At 50.5% G+C, this 12,362-nt stretch carries 12 protein-coding genes; 6 read left to right on the forward strand and 6 right to left on the reverse strand.

Annotated features, from left to right (window positions below; genetic code table 11):
- A partial coding sequence (locus tag EFBL_RS07845; protein WP_172899665.1) for a transglutaminase domain-containing protein occupies positions 1–520 on the forward strand: 520 nt, incomplete at its 5' end.
- Between the two features lie 87 nt (positions 521–607).
- On the opposite strand, the gene EFBL_RS07850 is transcribed toward EFBL_RS07845, so the two are convergent.
- From EFBL_RS07850 to thiE, 5 genes are all read right to left on the reverse strand, one after another.
- On the reverse strand, positions 608–1,471 hold the full coding sequence (locus EFBL_RS07850) for a 2-oxoacid:ferredoxin oxidoreductase subunit beta (protein ID WP_096181591.1): 864 nt from the start codon (positions 1,469–1,471) through the stop codon (positions 608–610).
- A complete protein-coding gene (locus EFBL_RS07855; protein ID WP_096181592.1) occupies positions 1,472–3,199 on the reverse strand; it encodes a 2-oxoacid:acceptor oxidoreductase subunit alpha in 1,728 nt (575 codons plus the stop codon).
- A 100-nt stretch (positions 3,200–3,299) separates the two neighbouring features.
- Positions 3,300–4,259 carry a GntR family transcriptional regulator gene (locus tag EFBL_RS07860; protein WP_096181593.1) on the reverse strand — a complete coding sequence of 320 codons (960 nt, stop codon included), beginning with the start codon at positions 4,257–4,259 and terminating at the stop codon, positions 3,300–3,302.
- A gap of 388 nt (positions 4,260–4,647) precedes the next feature.
- Positions 4,648–5,760 (reverse strand): glycine oxidase ThiO, encoded by a 1,113-nt coding sequence (thiO, locus tag EFBL_RS07865; RefSeq protein WP_165912682.1) that lies wholly within the window; start codon positions 5,758–5,760, stop codon positions 4,648–4,650.
- Positions 5,761–5,793: 33 nt separating this feature from the next.
- Positions 5,794–6,453, reverse strand: coding sequence for a thiamine phosphate synthase (thiE, locus tag EFBL_RS07870; RefSeq protein WP_096181595.1), 660 nt, complete (start codon positions 6,451–6,453; stop codon positions 5,794–5,796).
- 188 nt (positions 6,454–6,641) lie between these two features.
- On the opposite strand from thiE, the gene hepT reads away from it, so the two are divergent.
- Genes hepT through EFBL_RS07890 form a run of 4 tightly spaced genes read left to right on the forward strand, consistent with a single transcriptional unit; the run spans position 6,642 to position 9,669 of the window.
- Positions 6,642–7,091 carry a type VII toxin-antitoxin system HepT family RNase toxin gene (hepT, locus tag EFBL_RS07875; protein ID WP_096181596.1) on the forward strand — a complete coding sequence of 150 codons (450 nt, stop codon included), beginning with the start codon at positions 6,642–6,644 and terminating at the stop codon, positions 7,089–7,091.
- Positions 7,088–8,083, forward strand: coding sequence for an ABC transporter ATP-binding protein (locus EFBL_RS07880; protein ID WP_096181597.1), 996 nt, complete (start codon positions 7,088–7,090; stop codon positions 8,081–8,083). Before hepT ends, EFBL_RS07880 begins: the two co-directional genes overlap by 4 nt.
- Positions 8,067–8,867 carry an ABC transporter permease gene (locus EFBL_RS07885; protein WP_165912683.1) on the forward strand — a complete coding sequence of 267 codons (801 nt, stop codon included), beginning with the start codon at positions 8,067–8,069 and terminating at the stop codon, positions 8,865–8,867. The genes EFBL_RS07880 and EFBL_RS07885 overlap by 17 nt, the downstream gene beginning before the upstream one ends.
- 4 nt (positions 8,868–8,871) lie before the next feature.
- Positions 8,872–9,669 carry an ABC transporter permease gene (locus EFBL_RS07890; RefSeq protein WP_172899666.1) on the forward strand — a complete coding sequence of 266 codons (798 nt, stop codon included), beginning with the start codon at positions 8,872–8,874 and terminating at the stop codon, positions 9,667–9,669.
- A gap of 55 nt (positions 9,670–9,724) precedes the next feature.
- Here EFBL_RS07890 and EFBL_RS07895 read toward each other — a convergent pair whose 3' ends face one another.
- A complete protein-coding gene (locus EFBL_RS07895; RefSeq protein ID WP_096181599.1) occupies positions 9,725–10,408 on the reverse strand; it encodes a 3D domain-containing protein in 684 nt (227 codons plus the stop codon).
- Positions 10,409–10,551: 143 nt separating this feature from the next.
- On the opposite strand from EFBL_RS07895, the gene megL reads away from it, so the two are divergent.
- Entirely contained in the window at positions 10,552–11,742 is a 1,191-nt protein-coding gene (gene megL / locus EFBL_RS07900) for a methionine gamma-lyase (RefSeq protein ID WP_096181600.1), read from the forward strand.
- Positions 11,743–12,362: the final 620 nt, after the last annotated feature.

Below are 12,362 nucleotides of genomic sequence, written 5' to 3' on the forward strand. Positions count from 1 at the left end.
AAAGTTTACAGTTGTCAGCACTGCATCCGAGGATAAACGAAATCTGCTGCCTTCCCGCGGGATACAATCCGATGCGCCGGAGATCATCGAGTTGGCAAACAAACTGACGGAGGGCATCAAGACAGACAGGGAGAAGGCGGAAGCCATATACGCCTATGTAGCACAAAATGTACGCTACGATGTTGAAAAGTTTCGGAATGACGACTTCCGGTATGACGACAGTGCAATCAAAACTCTGCAAACCAAAGAAGGTGTATGCCAGGATTATTCATTCCTGACGATTGCATTGCTCCGTGCGCTGAATATGGAATCCCGATTTGTGGAAGGGTTTGCCCGAGGCAATAGACACGCATGGGTCGAAGTGAAAGTGAATGGCGATTGGCTGGTGATGGACCCCACCTGGGGAGCGGGCTATATTGACCAGAACAATCAATTTGTTGCAAAGTACAGCACCGATTATTTTGATCCTTCTCCGGACCTGTTAAAGAAAACCCACTCCCGTACGGGCGTGATGTATTAAGCAATTGCGGCAAACCGCCAGGTCTGCGGCATAAAAGAACCCCGCTTCCTTTCACAGGAGCGGGGGTTGCTCTTCATGCAGCAAGTTTTAAGCAAATTCTTTCAGGCACTGGTTAAACAGTTCCCGGCTGAGCGTAATGTCCTGATTCACAATGGGTTCCTGTTTGTAACCGGGAATCAGATCTTCGTAAGCAACCCGGTCCTCCTTGAAAATCAGGCCGGTGCACAGACCGTTGGTCTCCACAACCTTGGCCATGGCGGCGGCACGGTTGCCGGAATCATAAGATTCATCGTTGTCGAGATTCACAATGTGCTCTTTGTACCAGTCGTAGGTATTGATCTTGTTGAATGTGACACAGGGAGAAAACACGTTGACCAAGGAGAATCCTTTGTAGTTGATTGCTTCTTCAATCAGACGGGTCAATTGGTTAATATCCGTCGAAAACCCTTGTGCCAGGAAGGAGATGCCAGCACCAAGCGCTACTTGGGCAGGAGTCAGAGCATGCTCAATGTTTCCTTCCGGAGTCGTCTTATTCTTGAAACCGTGGGCGGATGTCGGGGACGTTTGCCCTTTGGTCAAACCGTAAATCTGATTGTCCATCACGATATAAGTGATGTCCATGTTGCGTCGGACTGCATGCATGAAGTGGTTCAGGCCGATACCGAATCCGTCGCCGTCACCGCCTGCCGCAATAACAGTCAGATTGCGGTTGGCCAGTTTCACACCCTGGGCAACCGGCAATGCACGACCGTGGATGGCGTGCACGCCATAGGAATGGATGTACCCGGAGATCCGGCCGGAGCAGCCGATACCGGAAATTACGGCAACATTTTCAGGCTCGCGGCCTGTATTGGCAAGTGCGCGCTGGATAGCGGCCTGAACGGAAAAGTCACCGCATCCGGGGCACCAGTTCGGACGGACTTCATTACGGAATTCTTTTACTGTTGCCATTTAGAACAGCTCCTTACAATGGGAGTAGATTTCATGCGGAAGATACGGGTTGCCATCGTATTTCAGTTGAGACTGTAACTCGCCTTTGACGCCGAAGAACTGCATCAGATGTTTCAGCTGGCCTGTCGCGTTGTTCTCAACCACCAGTACCTTCTTGGCTTTATCGACATATTTTTGAAGTGTCTCCGTCGGGAAGGGAGACAGCACGCGAACTTGTGCATGGCCTACACTCTTTCCCTCAGCCGCAAGTCTCTCCAGGGCTTCATCAATCACACCGATGGTCGAACCGACTCCAATTACAAGCAAATCGGGATTCTCGTCACCCGTGTAAGAAACCGAGTTGGGCAGTTCACCTTGAACTTTGTTCAGACGCTTGTTCATCATCTTGGTACGGATCGTTGCATCTTCCGTCGGACGGCCCACTTCCGTGTGTTCCACACCGGTCACATGGTGGACGCCGCCTTTTTGGCCCGGGAATACCCGTGGCGAGATGTTGTCTTTCGTGAATTCATAGCGTTTGAACAGCTTCCCGTCTTCGACGGCAGCCAATTGTTCCGGTGTGGCAAGGTTACCGCGGTCAATTACGATCCGGTCATATTCCAGCGGTTCTACCGTTTGCTTGGCGAGCGACAGCGCAAGGTCGGTAATCAGGAGAACCGGCAGTTGGTATTTTTCCGCATAGTTGAATGCATCAATCGTCATGTAGAAACATTCTTCGGCGGTCGCGGGTGCAAGCACAATCTTGGGAATCTCGCCGTGTGTTCCGAACAATACGGCATACATGTCAGACTGTTCGTGTTTGGTCGGCATCCCGGTGGAAGGACCGCCACGCTGTGTATCAACAATTACGCAAGGAGTTTCGGTCATCCCTGCGAGGCCGATAGCTTCCATCATCAAGGAAAGTCCGGGGCCGGACGTCGCAGTCAGGGCACGAACGCCGGCATAGTTCGCACCGATGGTCATTGTTATAGCCGCGATTTCGTCTTCGGTTTGAATGACGTGACCGCCCACCTTCGGGAATTTCTTGATCAAATATTCCATCACGTCAGAAGCGGGAGTGATCGGGTATGCGGGCATTATACGAGCACCGGCTGCCAGAGCTCCCAAGCCGATTGCGTCGTTCCCCATCAGGAACAAACGCTGTTTGCCGTCACCGGGCTGAAGGCGGAATTCTTCAATCTCTCCGCCGTTTTCTTTCATGAATTCAATTCCTTTGCTGATGGCAGTCATATTGGAATCCACGACTTTTTGTCCTTTGCGAAGGAACATGTCGGTGATCAAGCTTTCAAATGTCGTTGCGGGAAGTCCGAGAACACAGGCAGACGCGCCAAGCGCCACCATGTTTTTCATGATTGCGGAGCCAGCTTCTTCCGCAAACTTGGTCAACGGAACAACAAAGAACCGGATGTCCATCCCTTCAGGGGCAACCGGTTTGAACTTCTCATCGGCAATGATCACTCCGCCGGAACGGAGTTCATGGGCATTGAAATCAATCGTTTCCTGGTCAAAAGCAATCAGGATATCCAATTTGTCGGCATTTGCCGGACGTACCTTGGTGCTTACACGGATCTTGTAGTTGGTATGACCGCCTTTGATCCGTGAAGAAAAATGACGATACCCGTAAACAAAGTACCCGTGCCGGTTGAGGGCGGTGGCGAAGATTTCGCCGGTGGAATCAATACCTTCCCCTTGCTGCCCTCCAACCTTCCATGACAGTTGTTCTAGCATCCTTTACACTCCCCAATACACTAGTTGTGGCGCATATGCACCAATATACAAAATCCGGACAGCGCTTTCATGCCAAAACTTGAATTGGCGTCAAACCTTGTCATTGACGACGTATATCGATCAACGCAGCGCGCAACAAGTTGATGGAAGCGACATCCGGTTTGTAAACAAATTCTATCAGTTCCTGTCGACGGTTGCTCAAAGCTTCCACTTCACGCCGACGGCCGGGCGATACAATCAGCACGTCATGTGCAGCCACGAAGGAAGCGAGGTCCTTCTGATCCATGCTGATCGACACCGCAATTTGCATGTCAAGTCCTGCATTCTTCAGTGCCAGCAAAACCTTGCTGGCGAAATTGTCCGAACGGCATACCAAACCTACCCGCTTTCCCTGAGGAATGCGGGCGATCTTCACGATCGTCTCCAATTGCGGATCAAGAGCAATAGCCAATACCTGATTCCGGTTTTGAACAAGCTCTTTGACCTCATCATAATGGAAAAAGGTGGTTACTACGAGATCGGACGACTGAACCTTGGGAAGATATTCTTCCTTATTGCGTTGAAATTCGTCCAGAACAACAGGAGTTATTGTAACACCGGAACCGAACTGCAGCTTCTTGGCAAAGAAATCAACCTGCTCCCGGTTGCATTCAATGAACACAACCTGCACGTTGTTAAGGAATTCTTTCTTTTCTTCCGCCCGCTGTTCGGTCATTTCGACAAATTCGTCGATGGTGAAGCCCAGCTGCAGACCTTCCTCCAAAGCCATATCAATGATCTTGTTCAGAAGATCCTTGCGGTTTTCAATCAGCACCGCATCGTCACGATCACAAACAAATGTGCCGCGTCCCTGAACGGATGTCAGGATCCCTTCTGCTTCCAGTTCCTGATAAGCCTGGCTGACTGTGTTGCGGCTGACTTTGAGCTTTTCGGAAAGTTCCCGTTCGGTGGGGAGCTTATCGCCGGCTTTCCATTGCCCGCTCTTAATTTCCGCCAAAACGGATTCTTTTACTTGTACATACAGTGGAATCCCGCTTTTTCGGACAATCGGAAACGGCACTTGCTTACACCCCCAGTTTGGACTCGCCGATAAAGAATTGGACTAATCCATTAATCCAAATCTGCTTTCGATACTATTATACTCCATTACGATTGCATCCGAAAGCAAAAATTCACATTTTGTTAAAATTTTATTGAGCTTGTCGAAATGGTTTGGTTTTGTTCGAGCCAATGTTTTTCCGATGAATCAGGGCTTGCCAAAGTAAGCTGATTGGGGGAACTTCTGCATTCGGGCAGAATGGATCAAAAAAACAAGGGACATAATTTTAAAAAAATGTACAATGCAAAAATATGGAAACGAATAAAACGAAGGAATTTAAAATTGGACTGTTAGAAAGACAGCCCGGACAGCCGTCCAGACCATTTTTTAAACAGTCCAATCCTGTGAATTACAACAAACGGTTCACGCTAAAAGGGGCCAAATCAATGCCACTGACTTTTTCGGATAGCAGATCGGCCAGAATGGCCCCCGTTATCGGAGCCAGCAGGACTCCGTTTCTTAAATGGCCAGTTGCGGTATAAAGTCCCTTTATGCCCGGGAGTTCCCCAAAGAACGGATAGCCATCTTCCGATCCCGGACGCAATCCGACCAGATGACTGTGCACCCCCAGCTTTCCAAGGGGAGGCATAATCTCGGCCGCCCTGCTGAGCAGGCGAGCCGCACCTTCCAGGCTGGGAGTTTTGTCAAATCCGCACCTTTCCATTGTGGCACCTATATAAATGTGGCCTGTCAGTTTTGGCAGCATGTAAGTTCCGTGAGTGAAAACGGTGAAGGGTGTTACGGGTGATCTCGATTCAGCCATGATCGCCTGTCCTTTTACGGGGAATACAGGCAGCTCGACTCCGCAATGTCTGCTAAGTATCCCAGTCCATGCGCCAGCCGCAAGAATTACCGCATCAACTGCAATCTGTCCGTGGGGTGTTGTAATGCCCTTCACGGTATCCCCTTGCAGAATGATCCCTGTCATTTCCGTATGCTGCACAAACTTTGCACCGAGCTTGGTCGCTGATGCGACCAAAGCCTGAAGCAGCGCCTGGTTTCGGACTTGATGGTCGTCAGGCAAGTACAAAGCCCCGTAGGTTGAGCCAAAGAGATCGCCGGCTTCCTTCCGCAGTTCTTCGTCTTCCAGCCAGATGGCCCTTTGTCCTTCTTCCGTCTGCCATTTTTGCCTGGCCAGCAGCTGGTTCCTGTCATCCTCCGATACGGCAAGCCGGAGAATGCCGGCCGTCTGGAGTTCAATGTCGATGCCGGAGATTTCCTTCAATTCCGCTTGCAAATCTTTGTACATGTCCCGACTTGCGATCCCCAGGCGGTACAACGCATCCGGTTTCTCCATCTCCACTTGGGCGCCAAGCATCCCCGCCCCCGCCTGGGTGGATTGGCTGCCCAGCTCGTTTCTTTCAATCACGAGTGGACGGAAACCTTTCCTGGCAGCAAAGAAGGCAATCGCGCAGCCTATCACTCCTCCGCCTACAATGCAAACATCATGTGTGCTCTTCAATTCCGTGTCCTCCTCACCAGACAATGTTACTGATTATTTCCGCGGGAAACTGAAGCGAGGTTTATACTTGCTGTCGTTCATCCTGGAACGAAGCAAACTGGCGGCAAGTTCCGGATTCTGTTCATGAGAGATTGCACCGATTGCCGCAATTCCCGCACAACCGGTGGAGAGAACCTGATCGATATTCTGAATGGTAATGCCGCCAATGGCCAGTACAGGGATCTCAACCGATTCAACAACTTTCCTCAGTCCTTCTATACCCTGGGGAGGCAGCCCCGGCTTGGAACTGGTCGGGAAAATGTGCCCGAAGGTTATGTAGCTCGCTCCCTTCTGTTCTGCTGTCCTGGCTTCCTCAACAGAATGTACGGAACACCCCAGAAGAAACCGTTCCCCGGTTATGTGGCGGGTAACGTCGACGGGCAAGCTTTTTCCTGCCAGATGAACTCCATCCGCATCCAGGGCGAGTGCCACATCAATTCTGTCGTTAATCAGCAGATTGGCTCCAAAGGAGTCAACAATGGGCTTAATCCTTTGACCCAAGGAATAAAGATCAAGTGCGGGAGCCGATTTGTACCGGAGTTGGATCGTATCCGCCCCCCCGCGGAGAGCTTTTTCGACAATCAGACCCAATTCGTCAGCCTGTCTCATGCCGTCCGTAATCATATGCAGTTGAAAGCGCCCGTCTGATGACATATTTGAGAACTCCTCTCCAAAAATAAAACCGCCTGCACCCCAAAGTAAAGGGCATCGAGGCGGCCAGTCCAATCCACTGCACCAATTATCGTCCCTTATTGTAACACCCTTCCCTGAAACGGGTCAACGAGTCCAATGCTTCCGTTTGCAAAAAGATGTAAAATAAGGAAAGCGTTACGGAAAGGGTGATGGAATTGTTCATAACCGACCAGCACAGAGGGAAGATTCGGGAATATTTTGCCGTTATGAATCACTACATGGAGATTCTGGAAAAAGTGACTGACGTATCGTCCAACCTTTTTAAAGGTGACCAGGTCCTGCAGGCTGCCGGAGAACGGGCTTTTCATATAGTGCTTGAATGTGTCACTGACGTAGGAAACTTGATTATTGATGCATTGATCATGCGGGATCCCAGTTCCTATGAAGATATTGTGCAGGTGTTGGCGGAGGAGAACGTGTTCCCAAAAGAGTTTACCAACTCTTTCATTGAAGCGGTAAAGTTTCGAAGAGTGCTTGCACATGATTATTTGGAGCGTGATGTTGAGACGCTTTATGAAATGATTAAGGCCCACAAGGAAGAGTTCCCCGAATTTCAACGGTATGTGGCGGACTATGTCAAGCTGGGGAGTTTGGCATGACGCAGGGGATTTATGTTGAGCGCTTGAGCAAATTTTTCAAGGTGCATGAACGGCAGGCGGGGTTTCGCGGGGCTTTGCAAAGCTTGTTCCGCCGGCAATACCGTCTGGTAAAAGCGGTGGAGGATGTCTCTTTCCGGATTGAGCCGGGTGAGATCGTGGGATTTCTGGGGCCCAACGGTGCCGGAAAAACAACAACGATGAAAGTTCTCACGGGCCTGCTGCACCCTTCATCCGGAACCGTTGAAGTGGCAGGGCATGTGCCTTTCCGGCATGAACCGGCTTTTAAACGAAAGTTTTCCCTGGTCATGGGGCAGCGGTCACAGTTAATCTGGGATTTGCCGCCGATGGAGACGTTTCTCGTCAATCAGGTGGTTTATGAGATACCGGATGCGGAATTCAAAGAGACGCTTGCAGGGCTGGTGGAATTGTTGCAATTGGAACCGGTGCTGCGCAAACCGGTTCGCCAGCTGTCGCTTGGGGAACGAATGAAGTGCGAATTGGCGGCCTCCCTGATCCACCGTCCGCAAATTCTGTTTTTGGATGAACCGACCATTGGCCTTGACGTCAATATGCAGGAGTCGATCCGCCAGTTTATTAAGGATTATAATGCGAGATACAATGCGACGATTCTGCTGACAAGTCATTATATGGCCGATGTTGTGGCCCTTTGCAAGCGGGTCATCATCATTAACAGGGGGCGAATCCTATATGACGGGGAACTGGAGGCGCTGGTGAATCAATATGCTCCCTACAAGGTGGCCAATCTGATCCTGAAACAACCGGTACCGGATCATGAGTTGGCGATGCATGGGGAAATCATAGCGCATGAATACCCTCGCGTGTCGCTTCGATTGCCGCGGGTTGAGGTGTCGTCGCGGTCAGCCGGCATACTGTCCATGCTGCCCATATCCGACTTTACAATTGAAGATCCGAGCATGGAAGATGTGATCGGGCTTGCGTTTGAGAGGGATGCCAATGCGACCGTTCCTTAAGAAGTATTTCCGGTTGATGCGGATCGCCTGGCTGATCCTGGTGGAATACCGGGGAGAGACTTTCTTCTATATGTTTGGGTCGTTCGTAACGCCATTCGTGACTCTGGCCGTGTGGCTCGCGGTCACGGGGGAAGGGCAGATTGGCGGATACGGCAGCGGCGACTTTATCCGGTACTTTCTTGCGGCCATGTTCGTGATGCGGCTGACCATTTCATGGGATGTATGGGAATTGGATGCACAAATAAGGGAAGGGACTTTTTCCTCTTATCTGGTTCGGCCTTTTAACCCGATCCATTGGCGGATCACGGAGAATCTGGTATATAAAGTTTTCTATCTTGCATTAATGGTTGTGGCGTGGGGAGTTGCCTGGATCTTCTTCCCGGTGGTACGGCTGGACCTGACGTGGCTGCAAGTGGCGGCGGTGGTGTTAGCAATCTCCTTTGCGGCAGCAATCCGGTACATGTTGGGATATTGTGTGGGACTCCTGGCGTTTTGGACCAACCGGTCTGTGGCCATCTTTTCGCTGATTGACGGAATCGGGTATTTTCTACGGGGGATGATTGCCCCGCTGCCGCTGCTTCCTCCCTTTGTCCAAAGCATTGCGGAGATGAGCCCGTTTTATTGGATGCTGGGATTTCCTGCCGATCTGATGACCCGTCCCTGGGCGCAATTGGATGTTCGTCAGGGCTTCCTGATACAGGGGATGTGGCTTGCGTTGTTCTTGCTTCTTTATGTCTGGATGTGGCGACAGGGATTGAAAAAATACGGCGCGGTGGGAGGGTAAGCGGATGTCGGGGATCATCAGACATATTCGGATTCTGCGTGAATTTCTCCGTGCCGCCATAGTTGAGGAAATGGAATACAGGTCCCAATTTGTATCCAATCTGCTGACCACTTTGTTCGGTGTTGCCATGGCCGTGTTGACGGTTCAGGTGTTTTTTTACCAGACGGGAAGCCTTGGCGGATGGGGATTCTATGAAGTCCTTATCCTGCTGGGCATCTTCAATGTCCTGCAGGGTTTTGTCGACATGGTTTTGCGGCCGAACATTGGCCGGATTGTCCAGCATATCCGCAAAGGAACCCTGGACTTTATTCTAACCAAGCCGGTGGACAGCCAATTTTTCATTTCCTTTCGGCACATCGTCATCTGGAAAGTGTTCGATATTCTGATGGGTTTCCTGATTGTCGGCGTGGGCATATATGGAGCTGGGCTCCCTCTTGAACCTGTTGGGGTGCTGCTGTTCCTGGTGTTGATGCTGGCCTCGGTGGTCACCCTCTATTCCTTGTGGATAGGTGTGATGACACTCTCCTTCTGGTTTGTGAAGGTGGAGAACATCTCGTTTCTGTTCTCTTCATTCTTTGAAACAGGCCGCTATCCGGTTCAATTGTATCGGGGATGGCTGAGGTTCCTGCTGACTTATGTGTTTCCCGTGGCGGTTATGACCACTTTTCCGGCAGCCTCCCTGATTGGAAAACTGGAACCCAGTCAAGTGTTGGTTTCGGCAGGGGTTGCGGTGCTGACGTTTTCTTTGACCCGACTGTTCTGGAAACGGGCGCTTCGTTTTTACACTTCGGCAAGCAGCTAGCAGTTTAAAGAAAGCAAAGCGGCATGCATTCTGCTGCATGCCGCTTTTAATAGTGCTATTTCTCCAAGACGTATACGGGAATCCCTTTTTGTACGCCAAACTCAAGGGCGGTATGGATATCATTGAAAAACACATCAATATGCTCTCCCTTAACGGCGCCTCCCGTATCTTCCGCAACACGATAGCCAATTCCCTCAATGTATACTTTACTTCCAATCGGAATCAACTGGGGGTCCACCGCGATGGTTCGACCTTCTGCCGCCTGTTTGCCGGAATACGTAATGCCGTATGCAGGGTCACCGGGTCGCTTGCCTGTTGATTCCGGACCGGCCGTATAGGCTGTCAGTTTGCAGTTCAAGACCCTGCTGTACCGAAGCGGTTCTCCGGAACGGCTGAAAGCCCCTTCTTTCCGAATGGCGAGAACCGGTTGAATCGGATTGGCTGTGGTCGGATTGCCAGGAATGTTCAATCGTATGCCTTGGCCCAATTTTTTCAAATTGACGGAAGGGTTGGTTTCCACGAGTTGATCAAGATCAATTTGGAATCGCTGAACGATTTTCCAAAGTGTATCCCCGGGTTGTACGTCGTACGAAAAAACAGGTACCGCAGGATGTGCGGCTACAGTTGCTGTGGCTTCCTTATTGGGAGTAGGGGCCATCGCAACCGCATGGGGATTGCCGGACAGGGATAGAAAAGCAATACCCGTCAGCAGGCCAATCCTCCAACTGGGGATGTCCATTGGACGGTCACCTCATTTTAAAAATAAATTCTTAAGTAGTTTGCACTGGAACCCGATTTTTATTCACCCTACTGATTCATGAAACCCTGCAATTTGGCGGACATTGAATATGATGCAATACATCAACTCGAGGGGGAACCCATATGTCCAATCAGTGGAAGGGATATACAACCAAACTGCTTCATGAAGGACACCGTCCGGAACCGGTTACCGGTGCTTTGACACAACCCATCTATCAGACCTCCACATTTGTTTTCTCCGATGCGGATCAAGGGGCTGCCAGATTTGGCGGAACGGAAGAGGGGTATATGTACTCCAGACTCGGCAACCCGACGGTTGACACTTTGGCGGAACGAATTGCTGTACTGGAAAATGGGGAAATGGGCCTTGCATTCGGTTCCGGAATGGCGGCAATCTCCCATGTAATGATGGCGTTGGTCAAGTCGGGGGATCATATAATTGCATCCGACGCCTTGTACGGCTGCAGTTTTGCCCTGTTTCAAAGCATCCTGTCCGAGCGGTTTGGCGTGAATGTTTCGTTTGTTGATACATCGAGTGTTGACAAAGTGGAAGCTGCCGTCCGCCCGGAGACAACAGTTTTGTACCTCGAAACGCCCGCCAATCCGACCATGAAATTGTCAGATATTCAAGCACTGTCCAGACTGGCAAAAGCCAAAAACATCAAAGTGCTTGTAGACAACACGTTCATGTCTCCCTACTTGCAGCGCCCGTTGGAACTTGGTGCGGATGTTGTGATCCATTCGGCAACCAAATACATTGGCGGTCACGGGGATGTGGTGGGAGGCCTGGCGGTCGGCCCCAAGGAACTGATGAGCAAGATCAAGCGTTCTTTCTTAAAGGATCTTGGCGGGGTCATGGGGCCGTTCGATGCATTTCTGCTGCTGCGGGGACTTAAAACACTAACGTTGAGGGTGGAGCGGCACTGTTCCAATGCGATGGAAGTGGCTGAGTTCTTAAAGGGCCATCCTGCAGTGGATCAGGTTTACTATCCGGGACTTTCTGATTTTCCGCAGTATAATCTCGCGAAAAAGCAGATGCATGGATTTGGCGGCACTTTGAGTTTTGTAGTGAAAGGCGGTTTGGAGAAAGGGCGTGCCGTTATGAACTCGGTTCGTCTCTGCCAACTGGCGGTGTCATTGGGAGATGTGCATACCCTGATTCAGCACCCGGCTTCCATGACCCATGCTGTAATCCCGAAAGAGGAAAGGTTGAAAGTTGGGATTACGGATGGACTGGTTCGTTTGTCGGTAGGAATCGAAGATGTGAACGATATTATTGAGGACTTGGACCAGGCACTGTCAAAACACGCATGAATGGAAGAACGAAGGAGATATCCGTTTTAAGATAATAAGAAACTCAAGTCTTTGTCTTTTTTTGTTTCGGAATTCCGGTTGAGAGATTGCCAGAGCCGTGATAGGATAGCTTCTGTCGCGACGGACAGGATGTCCTAGTGTCGATGATGCCACAGGACGTGGCGCTTATCATCGACTCGTGAGAAACGGTGCGGTCAAATGACTTGATACTCAATCCATTAACAAGTCCAAATGAAAACTAGAAATTACCAGTTGAAATGATGGATTGAATGTGCTAAGATAGCTTTTGTCGCGACGGGGACAGGGTGTCCTAGTGTCGATGATGCCACAGGACGTGGCGCTTTTCATCGACCCGCGAGATGTTCGTTCTTTACACCCAAGGGGCATTTAGTTCAACTTAGCGACTGGTCGCTTAGTTGCAACTTATACTCTGGAGTGCAAGTAACGCTAAGGCATTAAGGCAAGGATGTTCGACTACCACCTCGGCGTCCATGCCGAAACGTCGAACGACCCACATCCTGTGGGCCAAGTCGTTCTTTGAAAACTGAATCGTGTAGGGAGCCACGATTGATTCTTTGAATACGATGCGGCTGCCCCGCCCCTAAAGGCGAGGCGAAAGC

This window comes from Effusibacillus lacus, assembly GCF_002335525.1.
Taxonomy (GTDB): Bacteria; Bacillota; Bacilli; order Tumebacillales; family Effusibacillaceae; genus Effusibacillus; species Effusibacillus lacus.